Annotated in this window: 15 protein-coding genes and 1 tRNA gene; 6 read left to right on the top strand and 10 right to left on the bottom strand. The window is 61.4% G+C overall.

Annotated elements, in window-relative coordinates; translation table 11 throughout:
* Nucleotides 1–3: 3 nt before the first annotated feature.
* Both ABNU55_RS02385 and ABNU55_RS02380 read right to left on the bottom strand, forming a co-directional pair.
* Nucleotides 4–270 carry a hypothetical protein gene (locus ABNU55_RS02385; protein WP_290747705.1) on the bottom strand — a complete coding sequence of 89 codons (267 nt, stop codon included), beginning with the start codon at nt 268–270 and terminating at the stop codon, nt 4–6.
* Nucleotides 271–411: 141 nt separating this feature from the next.
* Nucleotides 412–488: transfer RNA gene (locus ABNU55_RS02380), tRNA-Ile, on the bottom strand.
* Between the two features lie 117 nt (nt 489–605).
* Here ABNU55_RS02380 and ABNU55_RS02375 point away from each other — a divergent pair.
* Nucleotides 606–1,388 (top strand): SIMPL domain-containing protein, encoded by a 783-nt coding sequence (locus ABNU55_RS02375; RefSeq protein WP_290747861.1) that lies wholly within the window; start codon nt 606–608, stop codon nt 1,386–1,388.
* Nucleotides 1,389–1,479: 91 nt separating this feature from the next.
* On the opposite strand, the gene panD is transcribed toward ABNU55_RS02375, so the two are convergent.
* The gene (panD, locus tag ABNU55_RS02370; RefSeq protein WP_290747864.1) at nt 1,480–1,845 is read right to left on the bottom strand and encodes an aspartate 1-decarboxylase; all 366 of its coding nucleotides are present in this window, start codon (nt 1,843–1,845) and stop codon (nt 1,480–1,482) included.
* Between the two features lie 261 nt (nt 1,846–2,106).
* Here panD and ABNU55_RS02365 point away from each other — a divergent pair, with 261 nt between their 5' ends.
* Entirely contained in the window at nt 2,107–3,870 is a 1,764-nt protein-coding gene (locus ABNU55_RS02365; protein ID WP_290747867.1) for an SLC13 family permease, read from the top strand.
* Nucleotides 3,871–3,902: 32 nt separating this feature from the next.
* On the opposite strand, the gene ABNU55_RS02360 is transcribed toward ABNU55_RS02365, so the two are convergent.
* The 3 genes from ABNU55_RS02360 to ABNU55_RS02350 form a co-directional block, all read right to left on the bottom strand.
* Nucleotides 3,903–4,910, bottom strand: coding sequence for an NAD(P)-dependent alcohol dehydrogenase (locus tag ABNU55_RS02360; protein WP_290747870.1), 1,008 nt, complete (start codon nt 4,908–4,910; stop codon nt 3,903–3,905).
* 75 nt (nt 4,911–4,985) lie between these two features.
* Nucleotides 4,986–5,381 carry a VOC family protein gene (locus tag ABNU55_RS02355; RefSeq protein ID WP_290747873.1) on the bottom strand — a complete coding sequence of 132 codons (396 nt, stop codon included), beginning with the start codon at nt 5,379–5,381 and terminating at the stop codon, nt 4,986–4,988.
* Between the two features lie 5 nt (nt 5,382–5,386).
* On the bottom strand, nt 5,387–5,806 hold the full coding sequence (locus tag ABNU55_RS02350) for a secondary thiamine-phosphate synthase enzyme YjbQ (RefSeq protein WP_290747875.1): 420 nt from the start codon (nt 5,804–5,806) through the stop codon (nt 5,387–5,389).
* 170 nt (nt 5,807–5,976) lie between these two features.
* On the opposite strand from ABNU55_RS02350, the gene ABNU55_RS02345 reads away from it, so the two are divergent.
* Both ABNU55_RS02345 and ABNU55_RS02340 read left to right on the top strand, forming a co-directional pair.
* Nucleotides 5,977–7,266, top strand: coding sequence for an O-acetylhomoserine aminocarboxypropyltransferase/cysteine synthase family protein (locus ABNU55_RS02345; RefSeq protein WP_290747878.1), 1,290 nt, complete (start codon nt 5,977–5,979; stop codon nt 7,264–7,266).
* A gap of 143 nt (nt 7,267–7,409) precedes the next feature.
* Complete coding sequence (locus ABNU55_RS02340; protein WP_290747881.1) at nt 7,410–8,255, top strand: neutral zinc metallopeptidase; 846 nt, start codon at nt 7,410–7,412, stop codon at nt 8,253–8,255.
* A gap of 19 nt (nt 8,256–8,274) precedes the next feature.
* On the opposite strand, the gene ABNU55_RS02335 is transcribed toward ABNU55_RS02340, so the two are convergent.
* A complete protein-coding gene (locus ABNU55_RS02335; protein WP_290747884.1) occupies nt 8,275–8,658 on the bottom strand; it encodes a hypothetical protein in 384 nt (127 codons plus the stop codon).
* Between the two features lie 68 nt (nt 8,659–8,726).
* A complete protein-coding gene (locus ABNU55_RS02330; RefSeq protein ID WP_290747887.1) occupies nt 8,727–9,524 on the bottom strand; it encodes a transglutaminase family protein in 798 nt (265 codons plus the stop codon).
* Nucleotides 9,525–9,699: 175 nt separating this feature from the next.
* On the opposite strand from ABNU55_RS02330, the gene ABNU55_RS02325 reads away from it, so the two are divergent.
* Together ABNU55_RS02325 and ABNU55_RS02320 are read left to right on the top strand one after the other, a co-directional pair.
* Nucleotides 9,700–10,125, top strand: a complete 426-nt coding sequence (locus ABNU55_RS02325) for an organic hydroperoxide resistance protein (protein ID WP_290747896.1) — start codon at nt 9,700–9,702, stop codon at nt 10,123–10,125.
* 13 nt (nt 10,126–10,138) lie between these two features.
* Complete coding sequence (locus tag ABNU55_RS02320) at nt 10,139–10,603, top strand: MarR family transcriptional regulator (RefSeq protein WP_290747898.1); 465 nt, start codon at nt 10,139–10,141, stop codon at nt 10,601–10,603.
* On the opposite strand, the gene ABNU55_RS02315 is transcribed toward ABNU55_RS02320, so the two are convergent.
* Together ABNU55_RS02315 and rpoD are read right to left on the bottom strand one after the other, a co-directional pair.
* Nucleotides 10,604–11,356 carry a DUF72 domain-containing protein gene (locus ABNU55_RS02315; RefSeq protein WP_290747900.1) on the bottom strand — a complete coding sequence of 251 codons (753 nt, stop codon included), beginning with the start codon at nt 11,354–11,356 and terminating at the stop codon, nt 10,604–10,606.
* Between the two features lie 152 nt (nt 11,357–11,508).
* The gene (rpoD, locus tag ABNU55_RS02310; RefSeq protein ID WP_290747902.1) at nt 11,509–13,473 is read right to left on the bottom strand and encodes an RNA polymerase sigma factor RpoD; all 1,965 of its coding nucleotides are present in this window, start codon (nt 13,471–13,473) and stop codon (nt 11,509–11,511) included.
* Nucleotides 13,474–13,498 lie beyond the last annotated feature (25 nt).

The raw sequence follows: 13,498 nt of genomic DNA, 5'->3' as shown, positions 1-13,498 counted from the left end.
GACTCAGGCCCTGCCGGGCGCTTCGGGCCTGCTCCGGACCGGATGCCAGAGATAGCGGTACACACCGAACAGGTTGATCCCCAGGAGCACCATGTTCTGGATGGCGAGGGGCGACTCCCCCTCCATCGTGGCCGCCGCGATCCAGGCCGCCGAGGAGATCGAAAACACGATGAAGCCAAAGCCGGAAATCTTGCGCCCTGCATTTATCGACACAAGCAGGGCCGCGGCGATACAGGTCAGAGAGGCAAACCAGTTCAGAAAATCGGTCATATGAGACAGCCGGTCCTTGCGAAGCTACTGTCCAGCAAGTCGCCTGTGCCCCCCCAGGTTCCACATGGCGGCCCCACAACACCAGGAAGCCGACCGCGAGTTTACCTCGATCAGGTCATGAAAATCCGATGGGGGAAGACATGGTGGGCCCGGAGGGACTTGAACCCCCGACCAGACCGTTATGAGCGGTCCGCTCTAACCAACTGAGCTACAGGCCCTTTGCCGCGAGAAGCGCGCTTTTCCAACATGCCGCTGTCACGATGGTGCCGCAATGGCCTAATTGAATGGTGACTGCAAGTCCGGATCTGCCCGGACGCAAAAGGAGACAGATGACCATGAAAATCCCTGCACCCCGCACCCTACTGGCAAGCGGCGCAATGATCGGCCTGGTCGCCGGCGGCGCGGCTATCGCCCAGCAATCGGCCCAGCCTGCACAGATGCCGGGCGAGCACCCCGTCCCGTCAGACCACGCCAATTCGATCCAGCCGGAAACGACGCTGTCGGTCTCAGCCAGCGGAGAGGTTTCGCGCGCGCCGGACATCGCGACGATCACAGCCGGCGTGCAGACCGATGCCGACACGGCCTCTGCCGCCATGAGCCAGAATGCCTCTGCCATGGACGGTGTCTACAACGCGCTGGAAGAGGCCGGTGTGGCGGCGCGCGACATGCAGACCTCCAACCTCTCCCTGCAGCCGCGCTATGACTATTCCAACAATGATGGCCAGCCGCCGCGCGTCACCGGCTACACCGCCAGCAACCAGCTGAGCGTTACCGTTCGCGACCTCGACAATCTTGGCCGGACCATGGACGCCATCGTCCAGCAGGGCGGCAATACGATTTCGGGGCTGCAGTTCAGCCTGGATGATCCGAGCGAGGCACGTAACGAGGCCCGCCGTCAGGCCATCCAGACGGCGGTGAAGCGCGCCAATCTCTATGCGCAGGAGACCGGCTACCGGGTCGCCCGCATCGTCACCATCAATGAGCAGAGCGGCGGCTATCAGGGCCCCCAACCCATGATGATGGCGCGGGCTGAATCGGCAGACACCTCCACGCGCGTTTCCAGCGGTGAAGTGAATTACTCCGTCACCGTCGATGTGACGTTCGAGCTGCGCAAATAGGGCGGCCCGTCCGCCGCGAGGCAACATGTGAAAAGGGCGGATCCGGGTAACCGGGTCCGCCCTTTCTTATTTTCTGGTGGAGGCGCGCCGGTTAGTAGGCTGCGCTTGGCGTCTTCTGTTCATTGGCGTCATCCAGCAGCACAACCGTCGGGGCATGCTGACGGGCCTTTTCCGCGTCAATCGAGGCGAAGGCCGCAATGATCACCTTGTCGCCGACCGAGAAGTGACGCGCCGCCGCGCCGTTCACACCGATCGTGCGCGAGCCGCGCGGCGCTTCGATGGCATAGGTCTGAATGCGGGCGCCATTGGTGACGTTCCAGATATCCACACGCTCATTCGGCAGGATGCCGGAAGCGTCCAGCAGCGCCTGATCGATGGAGACAGAGCCTTCATAATGAAGGTCGCACTGCGTCACCGTTCCGGAATGCAGTTTTGCTTTCAGCATGTTGAGAAGCATGTTCGGTCTCCAATCGCTCTCTACATTTTGCCCTGCACTGATATGGGAATTCCTTCCCCGGCGTAAAGGCAGATGATGCGCCTCAATAATCAGCGCCTTAAAGCATAATGGGTGAAGGCCGTGAAGGGTTTCACGAAAGGGACTTATGAAAATGTGGATGAATACGCTGTAAGTTTGCCACATTCAGCATAGATGATCGAAGCTCGCGTGGCGCATGAGAGGCATGGCCAGCCGCCCGCAGATGTGACCCCTGGAGCTTCAATGATTTCCGCCTACTCCGAATGGATTGCCATCGCGATCATCCTGGTAATGTTCGTCAGCTTCCTGCTGGAACGCCTGCCGCCGGCAGCGACAGCCATTGCCGGCGCGGGCGCATTCCTGCTGCTCGGCATCGTCGGAGAGGAAGGCGCACTTGGCGCGTTTGCCAATAGCGCGCCGATCACCATTGGCGCCATGTTCATTCTGGCCGCAGCCCTGCAGCGCACAGGCGTGCTTGAACATCTCGCCTCACGCATCCTGTCTGTGGCCGACACCTCCCGTATCGGAGCGATCCTGCTCATCGCGGTTGTCGCCATTATCGGCTCTGCCTTCGTCAACAATACGGCCGTGGTCGTCATTCTGGTGCCGGTCGTCATGGCCCTTGCGCAGAAACTGTCGCTCTCAAAGAAGCAGGTGCTCATTCCGCTGTCCTATATCTCTATCCTCGGCGGGACGCTAACGCTCATCGGCACCTCGACCAACCTCATCGTGGCCGGGGTCGCCTATTCCAGGGGGCTGGAGCGGTTCACCATCTTCGAGATCACGGGGATTGGCCTGGTGACGCTGGTTATCGGCCTTCTTCTTCTACTTCTGCTGGGGCGCTGGCTTCTGCCGTCAGACAAGCCCGATGAGGAAGCCGAAGCGCAGCCCCAGACCTTCCTCACCGACGTCTTCCCCAATGAAGGGACAAAGGCGATTGGCGTGACGCCGGATGATCTGCCGGCGCTCAAGGTGAAGGGGGTGCGGCTTGTCTCACAGCGGCGCGGCAACCGGATCCTCTCGCCGGGCGATGAGGACCGCGCCCTTGCCGCCGGAGACCGCCTGACGATCCGGGCGACGCTGGAGGAATTGCTGACCTTTGCCCATAGCGAAGCCTTCAAGACAGGCCTTCGCCTTCGCCGCCACCAAGAGGATGAGCCCAGGGAAGCGCAGGCAACGATCACGCCGACCGATTCCAATATCGGCCGCCCGCTGTCCCAGCTCTCTTACCTGTCGGACTATCAGATCACGGTGCGCGGCCTGGCGCGGCCCGGAAACCAGCCCGGCCCGACACTTGCCAGCTGCCGCATTCGCGCTGGCGACCGGCTTCTTATCGAGGGAAGCGAGGGCACGCTGCGCTCACTTGCCAACTCAACCCCGCTTGTCGTCGAACATGAGGTCGATGCCGTTCCCTTCCGGCGCGGTCATGCCCCCATTGCCATCGGCACACTGGCCAGCGTCATCCTGGCGAGTGCGTTCTTCAGCTTCCCCATTGTGCTCTCGGCCCTGATCGGCGTGGGCGTCGTTTTGGCGACCGGGTGTATCACCGCCAATGATGCATGGCGCTCGCTACAGGCCAATGTGCTGGCCCTGATCGTCGCCATGCTGATTGTCGGACAGGGGCTGGAACAGGCAGGCGCGGTCGACCTTATCGTCTCTGCAGTTTCCCCGCTTCTGATGGCCGCCTCGCCCTTTCTGGTCCTGCTGCTGATCTATGCGCTGACCTCGGTGCTGACGGAGCTGGTCACGAATGCCGCTGTCGCGGTGATCATGACCCCGCTTGTGATCGGGCTTGCCGGCAGCCTCGGCATGGAGCCGCGCGCGCTGGTTCTGGCCGTCATGTTCGGCGCAAGCGCCAGCTTCGCCTCGCCCATCGGCTATCAGACCAACACGATTGTCTACACCGCAGGCGGCTACAAGTTCGCTGACTTCCTGAAGGTCGGCCTGCCGATGAATATCGTGGCAGGCATCGCGTCCTGTACGGCGATCTGGATGTTCTTCCTGTAGCGAAGGCGGCCGGCGAACCGTCAGCTAACCGGCTACCACTCGCAGACGATCTTGCCAAAATGGTCACCGTTCTGCTGGTGACGGAAAGCGTCGCCCAGCGCATCGAGACCGAAGCTGCTGTCGATAACGGGCTCCATACCGCCATGCTCGATAGCGCGGATGAAATCTTCCTGATCGGCGCGCGAGCCCACAATGAGCCCTTCGACGCGCGCCTGCTTCTGCATGAGAAGCGCTGTCGGCACATCCCCGCTGACACCCGTCAGGACGCCGATCAGGGCGATATGGCCCCCGATGCCGACCGCCTTGATCGACTGCGACAGCGTGCCCGCGCCGCCAACCTCGACCACGATATCAGCGCCGCGCCCACCTGTGAGCTTTGTGACCGTCGAGCCCCATTTCTCGTCGCTCTTGTAGTTGATCACATGGTCGGCGCCGAGCTTCTTCACATGTTCGAGCTTCTCATCGGAGGATGAGGTCGAGATGACTTCAGCGCCCATCATCTTGGCGATCTGGACAGCAAAGATGGAGACACCGCCGGTGCCGAGCGTGAGGACGGTGTCCCCCGCCTTGAGGCCGCCATCCACAACAAGCGCGCGCCATGCGGTCAGGCCTGCTGTTGTGATGGTCGCCGCCTGTGCATGGCTCCAGCCCTTTGGCGCCCGGGTAAAGCTTGTTGCCTTTGCCACCACGGCCTCCCGCGCATAGCCGTCGATGCCGTCGCCGGGCGTGCCGGAAAAGTCCGAGACGCGCGCCGGTCCGGCGAGCCAATCCGGGAAGAAGGTAGAGACCACATGGTCGCCTTCCTTGAATTCGTTCACACCTTCGCCAACCGCTTCGATGACGCCTGCCCCGTCGGACATGGGAATACGGCCATCGGCCGGCTTGCTCTGGCCCGAGCAGACAATCAGGTCGTGAAAGTTGAGGGAGGTCGCATGCAGGCGGACACGGATTTCGCCCGCGCCCGGCTGGCCCGGGTCGTTGATGTCAACGAGGTTGAGTTTGTCGAACCCGCCGGGGGCGGCAATCTTGACGGCTTTCATGGCATGTCTCCCTTGGAAAAGGTCTTCGTCCCAGGGAGGTTGGGCCGCGCAGCGGGTGCGACAAGCCCCTGCCCCTCAGTTTTCCTGGATGCGCCAGGGTGGAAAGCGCCGGTTTACCCCTGCTTGATAAAGGCAGATGCGATTGCCCGCCGGATCCTTGAGATAGGCCTCGCGCCAGTTCCAGCTCTGGTCCTGCGGCGCGCTTTTGAACACCAGCCCCGCATTGCGCAAGCGTTCAAACTCGCTGTCGAGGTCCTCCACCTCGAAATAGATCAGAGGCTCGTCACAGCCGCTCCAGCCCTCGACATGATGCAGCGAGAAGGTCGCCGGTTCGCCTCCGTCGCCTGCCGGGCATTCGAACCGGGCATAGCGCGGCGGACTGTCGACAATCTGGATAAGGCCGAGCGCCTTGTAGAAGGCGACACTTCCCGCATAGTCGATGCAGGGAACCGTCACCTGATTGAGACGCATGAGTTTCAGTCTCCTATATGCAACACGACCTGCCGCCGGTGCGGGCGGTCGCGATGTTCGAACAGGTAGAGCCCCTGCCAGGTGCCGAGCATCATGCGTCCATCCTGCACCGGGATGGAAAGTGATGTCTGGCTCAGCGCGGCCTTGATATGGGCGGGCATGTCGTCCGGGCCTTCGGTCCGGTGACGTATCCAGTCCATCGACGGGTCGTCACTATGCGGGACAAGGCGGCGAAAAAAAGCCTGCAGGTCAGCCAGCACATCCGGGTCGGCATTTTCCTGTATAAGCAACGAGCAGGAGGTGTGGCGGACGAAGAGCGTAAGCAGGCCTTCGGCGACGCCGGCCTGCGCAACGAAATCGCGCGCGGCATCGGTGAACTCAAACAGGCCGGGGCCCGTACTCTCGAGGGTCAGGGTCTTGATCATTCACTTACAAGGATAGGTGTTGCAGGCGCCTCTGTCAGCCACAGCGTTTTTATCTCTTCAGCAGGTGGCCCCGCGAGATCCCCCCAGAAAGCATTGGACATTGCCGCCTCCAGTGCAGAAAACGGCCGCGAGGCGCGAAGATGCCGCCATGCAACAGAGGGAACGCCAAGATGACCGACACACCGATGAATGACTTCGAGACGCTGCAGATCCATGCCGGCACTGAGCCGGACCCGGCAACCGGCGCGGTGCAGACACCGATCTACCAGACGACCTCCTATGTCTTCCGCGATGCCGACCATGCCGCCAAACTCTTCGGCCTGCAGGAAGTCGGCTATATCTATTCGCGTCTCACCAATCCGACGGTTGGCGCGCTGCAGAACCGTATGGCAGCGCTCGAAGGCGGCGCTGGCGCAGTTTGCTGTTCGTCCGGTCACGCCGCCCAGATCATGGCGCTCTTCCCGCTCATGATGCCTGGCTGCAACGTGGTCGTGTCCACCCGGCTCTATGGCGGCACGATCACCCAGTTCAGCCAGACCTTCAAACGGTTCGGCTGGTCAGCCCGTTTTGTCGATTTTGACGATACCGACGCGATCAAGGCCGCCATCGACGAGGATACGCGCGCGATCTTCTGTGAGACGATTGCCAATCCCGGCGGCTATGTCACAGACCTCGACGCCATTGCGGAGATTGCCGATGAGGCCGGCCTCCCCCTGATTGTCGACAACACCACGGCCACTGCCTATCTCTGCCGCCCGATTGAGCATGGGGCGACGCTGGTGGTCAGCTCCATGACGAAATACCTGACCGGCAACGGGACCGTCACCGGCGGCGTAGTTGTCGATAGTGGCAAGTTCGACTGGTCGGCCTCTGACAAGTTCCCCTCCCTCTCGCAGCCGGAGCCGGCCTATCACGGCCTGAACTTCCATGAGACCTTCGGGCCGGCAGCCTTCATGTTCCACGGCATTGCGGTCGGTCTTCGCGACCTCGGCATGACACTCAACCCGCAGGCTGCGCATTATACGCTGCTCGGCATCGAGACGCTCTCGCTGCGCATGGCAAAACACGTCGAGAATGCGCAGACCATCGCCGAATGGCTTGAGAAACACCCGGCTGTCGCCGCCGTCACTTATCCGGGCCTCGACTCCTCGCCCTATAAGGAACGTGGGAAACGCATCTGCCCAAAGGGCGCAGGCGCGCTGTTCACGATCAAGCTCAAGGGCGGTTACGAGTCCTGCGTAAAATTCGTCGAGAGCCTGAAGCTTTTCAGCCATGTTGCCAATCTCGGCGATGCGCGGTCGCTGGTCATCCACTCGGCCTCCACCACGCACCGCCAGTTGACAGAGGAGCAGCAGGTCGCCGCTGGCGCCGCGCCGGACGTGGTGCGCCTGTCCATCGGCATCGAAGGCGCGAGCGACCTCATTGCCGACCTCGACCGGGCGCTGAACGCCGCGAGCTGAGGCGTCAGTCCAACGCCGCGACTGACGCCGCCCTTCAGAATTGAAGGATGACGATTGGCGCGGCCGGGTCTAGAGTTTCCGTCGCAACAGCAACAGATACTCAGCCCGGTCCTTTTTGCAGGCGCGGCTAAAAGGAGATCGGCATGAAGTGGAAAGGTGGGCGCCGCGGCGGCAGGGTTGAGGACAGGCGTGGCATGAAGTCGGCGGCCGCTGGCGGGGGGCTTGGCGTGATCGTTCTCGCCCTTGCCGGATATTTCTTCTTCGGCATCGACCCGCAGACCACCCAGCAGATCGCCAGCCAGTTCGGCGGAGCCGGCACGCAAGAGCGCGGCGACGTTGGGACGCCGGAAGATGAGGCGGGCCTGTTCGTGGATGTCGTCGGCTCGAACATCAATGATGTGTGGTCGGGCCTCATGGACGGCTACACGCCGCCGAACACGGTGCTCTACACACAGGGTACCAATACAGGCTGCGGCTATGGTCAGGCCGCCATGGGGCCTTTCTACTGCCCCTCAGACCAGACCGTCTATCTGGACCTCTCCTTCTGGCGCCAGATGGAGACAGAGCTTGGCGCCTCAGGCGCGGACTTCGCCAAGGCCTATGTGATCGGCCACGAATTTGGCCACCATGTGCAGACCCTCACCGGCGCCTCACAAAAAGTGCGGGATGCCCAGCAACGCGCCGGCAGCCAGGCTGAAGCCAATGAATACACCGTGGCGCTGGAACTTCAGGCGGACTGTTATGCCGGTGTCTGGGCCGCCAATGCCTCTGCCGCTTCCGGCGGCAGGGTGGCGCTTGAGGAAGGCGACATCGAGGAAGGCCTGCGCACCGCCAGCGCCATTGGCGACGATGCCCTTCAGCGCCGGGCCGGGCGTAACGTGAACCCGGAGAGCTTCACCCACGGCTCCTCTGCCCAGCGCAAAGAATGGCTGCTGCGCGGCTACCAGACAGGAAATCCCAATAGCTGCGATACGTTCGCCAGCCTGTGAAAGGCGGCCGCTTCGCGGCTCAGTTCGGCGTGAAGAGGCCCTGAATACCGACAATGATGGCGATGACGCCGAAGATGGCGACAAATGTCTGGAACGCGCTGGCGCCTTTGCCGACCGGGTCTGACGTGTCGCGTCCGGCATTCACCCGGTCCATGAGGAGCAGGATGCCCGTGATGAGGCCGACCACCTCATAGTGGAACAGGCGCGGTCCGCTGGTCAGGTGAACGAGGATGAAATAGCCCGCGCAGACAAGCGCAGCGACTGCGACAAGCCAGCCAAAGGGCGCGATTTTAGCCGCACCTTTTGCGAGGCTGCCGCCCGCATCGGGTATTTTGACGAGAAGGCCAATGGCGAGCAGGAAACCGCCAATGATGTTTGCAAGGTCCAGAAGAAGGCTGATCATGGGCGCTATCCTTTCAGCATGAGCTGGAAGGAAAACCACTCAAACCGCGCCAGTGTTCCGGGCCTTCTTTAGGCGGCGTACTCGACCGCTTTCTCGTCCCTGGCCGAAACCGACTGGCTAATGAGCTCGGCCTCTCCAAAAATGGTCATGAAACTGATGTCAGCGGCGTCGCGGCCGCAGATGATACGCACCAGTTTTTCCGGCGGCGCCATGCCTGTCGGATCGACAATATGCCAGTCACCATCGAGCCACACATCCACGACCGCGTGGAAATCCGGCGGGTTGAGGCCCGGTGCATAAGCCGACACCATGCGCGCAGGAATACCGACGGCGCGGCAGAAGCTGATCAGGACATGAGAATAGTCGCGGCAGACGCCAGCGCGCGAGGCGAAGGTGTCGGCGGCAGTCGTCTTGGCATTGCTGGCCCCCGGCGCATAGGTGAAGGCGTTACGGATCCAGTCGATCATCGCAACGACCTGATCGCCGCCATGCAGATGACCGAACTGCGACCAGGCGAAATTCTCAAGCGCGGCCCCGGCCGAATAGTGGCTGGGCATGAGGTAGCCGATCACGCTGGCCGGCAGCCGCGGGCGGCGCGGCACGGAGCGCCCATGCAGCGCGAGTGGTGCGCGGCTGACCTCCACGCTGGCCGTATAGCGGATCGAGACCTCTCCCTCGGCCACCATCCAGTTGCGCCGGTCATTCTGAGTGGCATAGCGCACGTCAAGCAGACGGCTTTGCCCCGTCGAGGAGAGACGCTCTTCTGCCACATACTGGTCGCTGCCCGGTCTTGCGCGCAGCGCGAGCAACACGTCGCATTCCCGCGGGAAGCGGTAGTCGAGTTGAGCGTCGATCGTCACGCGCATGGGAAAGCTCCCTTTCATTGTCGGATGGCCGCTGGCGGCGCGCTGATATATCTTCTGATAACGCAGCTCAACCCCTTAGGGTTTCGACAACTGTACGCAATTGGCTTGACGAAATAAAGTCCGCTTCCTTTATATGTTGTGCACAATTTAATTGCGCACCATAAAGGAGACGACAATGAGTGAACTTTATTCAACGAAAGTAACGGCCACTGGCGGACGCCAGGGCGAAGTGCGGTCCGAAGACGGTATTCTGTCGCTGGATCTGGCTCCGCCGCAGGGACTTGGCGGCCCTGGCGGCAAGACCAATCCCGAGCAGATGTTTGCCGGCGGCTTTGCGGCATGTTTCGGCAATGCCGTCATCCATGCCGCCCGCGCCCAGAAGCTGTCTGTGAAGGACCGTGATGTCGAGGTGATCGGCAAGGTCGGCATCGGGCCGAATGCGTCCGGCGGCTTTGGCCTGTCGGTTGCGCTGGAGACGACGATTGCCGGCCTCTCGCAGAGCGAGGCGGAAGACCTCGTCGAGGCAGCAGAGAAGGTCTGCCCATACTCGAACGCCGTGCGCGGGAATATCAATGTTGCCTATACGGTCAAGACACGGTGATATCGCGACCATCATGACCGACTCACAGCACCCGGACGATCCGCTTCGCCTCGACCGTCAGATCTGTTTTCCGCTCTATGCGGCCTCCAATCTGATCAACAGGCTGTATCGTCCGGTGCTGTCGAAGCTCGGCCTGACCTATCCGCAATATCTCGTCATGCTGGCGCTCTGGGAAAAAGCCCCGCGTACAGTCGGGGCCCTTGGGGAGGCGCTCTATCTCGACAGCGGGACACTGACGCCGCTGCTTAAACGTATGGAACAGGCCGGCCTTATCACCCGTGCCCGCGACCCGGAGGATGAGCGCCGGGTGCAGGTGGAGCTGACGAAAAAAGGCCGCAACCTCAAAGCTGACGCCCTGACAGTCCCTGAGACCCTGACAGAAGGTTTTGAGGGTAACCCAGCTGAGGTGGAGAATTTGCGCGAGAGTGTGCAGGCCCTGGTGGCCACGCTTGCCCGTCACGGCAAGGAGCGCGGCTAGTTAGTCATCCGGCCGGCCTGTGCGCTTGATCAGCTCCAGTGCGGCGAGCGGATCGCGCGCCTTCGCGCCCGAAATGAAGAAGGCATAGACCTCGCGCGACTTTGCCCAGTCCTTCAGCGTGTCGGCCCACTCATCGAGAGCGGAGGGCGCATAACCGGCCTTGTAGGTCTCGCGGCTGTCCTGGAGGCGCGCATAAGCAAAATCCGCCGTCTCCACATCCGGCATCGGCCAGTCCTCGGCGTCGGAATAGACAAGCGCGCAGCCATGCCCCCGCAGCATGTCGGTGAATTCTTCCGTCTTGAACGTGTCATTGCGCACTTCGATGGCGTGGCGCAGGCCCAGCCCATCCTGCTCTTGCGGCAGCGCGGAGAGAAAGGCGGAAAAATAATCGGGATCGAATGTGCGGCTTTCGGGAAACTGCCAGTTGATCGCGCCAAGCCGGTCGCCAAGCTTGGTAACGCCGCCAGAGATAAACCAGTCGACGGCCTCCTTCATGTCATCAGCCGTTTTGCGCGATGTGGTGAAGCGCTGGGCCTTCACCGTAAACTTGAAGCCGTCCGGGGTTTGCTCGGCCCAGTTCTCAAAGACATGCGGCTTCTGGTTGCGATAGAAAGTGGAGTTGATCTCGATCGCCGTCAGCTGGCGCGAGGCATATTCAAGCTGGCGTTTCTTGGCGAGATCATCCGGATAGAAGGTCTCTTCCCACGGCTCATAATTCCAGCCGCCAATACCTATGCGTATGGGGTGGGTCATTGGGCGCTCCGCGATCTCCTGAAGATGAGGCTATCGCAGGACGCCGATGCCGGCGACCTGTTTCTTGCGGTGATTTATTCCTCGAACCAGTCCTCGCGCCCGTGACGGATACTGACATAAAAAAGGCGGCCCGTGAGGCCGCCTTTTCAAACTTAAGTATCCAGGAAGCTCCGCAGCTTCCGGCTTCTGCTCGGGTGCTTCAGCTTGCGCAGCGCCTTTGCCTCGATCTGACGGATGCGTTCGCGGGTCACGCTGAACTGCTGGCCGACTTCTTCGAGTGTGTGGTCGGTGTTCATGCCGATGCCGAAGCGCATGCGCAGGACACGTTCCTCACGCGGGGTGAGCGAGGCGAGCACACGGGTCGTCGTTTCGCGGAGGTTGGACTGGATCGCGCTGTCGACCGGCAGCAGCGCCATCTTGTCCTCGATGAAGTCGCCGAGGTTGGAGTCCTCGTCGTCGCCAATCGGCGTTTCGAGCGAGATCGGCTCCTTGGCAATTTTCAGCACCTTGCGGATCTTTTCCAGCGGCAGGCCGAGCTTCTCGGACAGCTCTTCCGGCGTCGGCTCACGGCCGATTTCGTGCAGCATCTGGCGCTGGCTGCGGACGATCTTGTTGATCGTCTCGATCATGTGCACCGGAATACGGATCGTGCGGGCCTGGTCAGCGATAGACCGGGTAATGGCCTGGCGAATCCACCAGGTGGCATAGGTCGAGAATTTGTAGCCGCGGCGGTATTCGAACTTATCGACCGCCTTCATCAGGCCGATATTGCCCTCCTGGATGAGATCCAGGAATTGCAGGCCGCGATTGGTGTACTTCTTCGCGATGGAAATCACGAGGCGAAGGTTTGCCTCGACCATTTCCTTCTTGGCGACGCGGGCTTCGCGCTCGCCTTTCTGGACGCGCTGAACGATCAGGCGGAAATCATCGATCGGGATACCGATTTCCTGCGAGACGGCGGTGATCTCCTCGCGGATTTCTTCGATCTGCTCGGCCTGGCTTTCGAAGAAGCTTTCCCACTTCTTCTTGGACTTCGACCGGTCGAGCGTCTCTTCCTTCCAGTTCGGATTGAGCTCGTTGCCGAAATAGCTTTCCAGGAATTCCTTGCGCGGCACACCCTTGGCATCGGCGAGACGCATGAGCTTGCCTTCAAGGCCCATCAGCTTCTTGTTGATCGCGTAAAGCTGTTCAACCAGTGCCTCGATACGGGCATTGTTGATGTGCATCGTCTTGAGATTATCGACGATGGACTGGCTGAGCGCGTCATATTCCTCACGCGCCTTTTCGGTGAGCGCCTTGCCTTCAAGGCGGCGCTCGACCAGCCTTTCCTGCAGCTTGCGGTACTGGCCGAAAGCGAGCGCGATTTCATCGAGCTTGCCAAGCACGCCGTCACGAAGTTCAGCCTCCATGGCCGACATGGACATGGCCTGGCCTTCTTCCTCATCCTCGCGCTCTTCGCGGGCAAGGCGTTCCTCGGTCGTTTCGTTCTCGCGCTCTCTGGCCTCGGCTTCTTTTTCTTCCTCGGTCTTCTCGCGCGGTTCCGGCGTCGGGTTTTCCGCGCCATAGGTTGTCTCAAGGTCGATGAGGTCGCGCAGGAGGATGCGCTCATTCATGAGCTCATCGCGCCAGACCATCATGGCCTCGAATGTCAGCGGGCTTTCACAGAGGCCGCGGATCATTGCATCGCGGCCAGCCTCGATACGCTTGGCGATGGCGATCTCGCCCTCACGCGAGAGAAGCTCGACGGCCCCCATTTCGCGCAGATACATGCGGACCGGATCGTCGGTGCGGTCAGAGCCGCGCGCATTGCCCTTCTTGGCAACGGCGCCAGAGCCGGTCTTGGTGACGGCCGTGCTCTTGGACGAGGACTCGACCTCATCCTCATTTTCCACGACCTGGATGCCCATCTCGGACAGGGCCGACATCGTGTCCTCAATCTGGTCGGAGGTCAGCTCATCCGACGGAAGGACATTGTTGAGTTCCTCATGCGTGACATAGCCTTTCGACTTTGCCTGCTTGATGAATTTCTTGATGTTGGAGTCATTGAGATCGAGAACCGGGCGGTCCTCGGTCTCGACTTCACCGCCCTGATTGTCACGCTTCTGGGCTTTCGCCATCTAAATCTCCCGCCTGTCGCAGCTC

Source organism: uncultured Henriciella sp. (genome assembly GCF_964005855.1).
In the GTDB taxonomy this organism is placed as follows: domain Bacteria; phylum Pseudomonadota; class Alphaproteobacteria; order Caulobacterales; family Hyphomonadaceae; genus Henriciella.
The sequence above is the reverse complement of the archived record's forward strand: the minus strand, read 5'-3'. Positions and strand labels throughout refer to the sequence as shown.

What these genes read in the sequence shown, in the direction of transcription:
- ABNU55_RS02385 (WP_290747705.1), bottom strand. Translation starts at nt 270, where the DNA reads ATGACCGATTTTCTGAACTGGTTTGCCTCTCTGACCTGTATCGCCGCG.
- ABNU55_RS02375 (WP_290747861.1), top strand. Translation starts at nt 606, where the DNA reads ATGAAAATCCCTGCACCCCGCACCCTACTGGCAAGCGGCGCAATGATC.
- panD (WP_290747864.1), bottom strand. Translation starts at nt 1,845, where the DNA reads ATGCTTCTCAACATGCTGAAAGCAAAACTGCATTCCGGAACGGTGACG.
- ABNU55_RS02365 (WP_290747867.1), top strand. Translation starts at nt 2,107, where the DNA reads ATGATTTCCGCCTACTCCGAATGGATTGCCATCGCGATCATCCTGGTA.
- ABNU55_RS02360 (WP_290747870.1), bottom strand. Translation starts at nt 4,910, where the DNA reads ATGAAAGCCGTCAAGATTGCCGCCCCCGGCGGGTTCGACAAACTCAAC.
- ABNU55_RS02355 (WP_290747873.1), bottom strand. Translation starts at nt 5,381, where the DNA reads ATGCGTCTCAATCAGGTGACGGTTCCCTGCATCGACTATGCGGGAAGT.
- ABNU55_RS02350 (WP_290747875.1), bottom strand. Translation starts at nt 5,806, where the DNA reads ATGATCAAGACCCTGACCCTCGAGAGTACGGGCCCCGGCCTGTTTGAG.
- ABNU55_RS02345 (WP_290747878.1), top strand. Translation starts at nt 5,977, where the DNA reads ATGACCGACACACCGATGAATGACTTCGAGACGCTGCAGATCCATGCC.
- ABNU55_RS02340 (WP_290747881.1), top strand. Translation starts at nt 7,410, where the DNA reads ATGAAGTGGAAAGGTGGGCGCCGCGGCGGCAGGGTTGAGGACAGGCGT.
- ABNU55_RS02335 (WP_290747884.1), bottom strand. Translation starts at nt 8,658, where the DNA reads ATGATCAGCCTTCTTCTGGACCTTGCAAACATCATTGGCGGTTTCCTG.
- ABNU55_RS02330 (WP_290747887.1), bottom strand. Translation starts at nt 9,524, where the DNA reads ATGCGCGTGACGATCGACGCTCAACTCGACTACCGCTTCCCGCGGGAA.
- ABNU55_RS02325 (WP_290747896.1), top strand. Translation starts at nt 9,700, where the DNA reads ATGAGTGAACTTTATTCAACGAAAGTAACGGCCACTGGCGGACGCCAG.
- ABNU55_RS02320 (WP_290747898.1), top strand. Translation starts at nt 10,139, where the DNA reads ATGACCGACTCACAGCACCCGGACGATCCGCTTCGCCTCGACCGTCAG.
- ABNU55_RS02315 (WP_290747900.1), bottom strand. Translation starts at nt 11,356, where the DNA reads ATGACCCACCCCATACGCATAGGTATTGGCGGCTGGAATTATGAGCCG.
- rpoD (WP_290747902.1), bottom strand. Translation starts at nt 13,473, where the DNA reads ATGGCGAAAGCCCAGAAGCGTGACAATCAGGGCGGTGAAGTCGAGACC.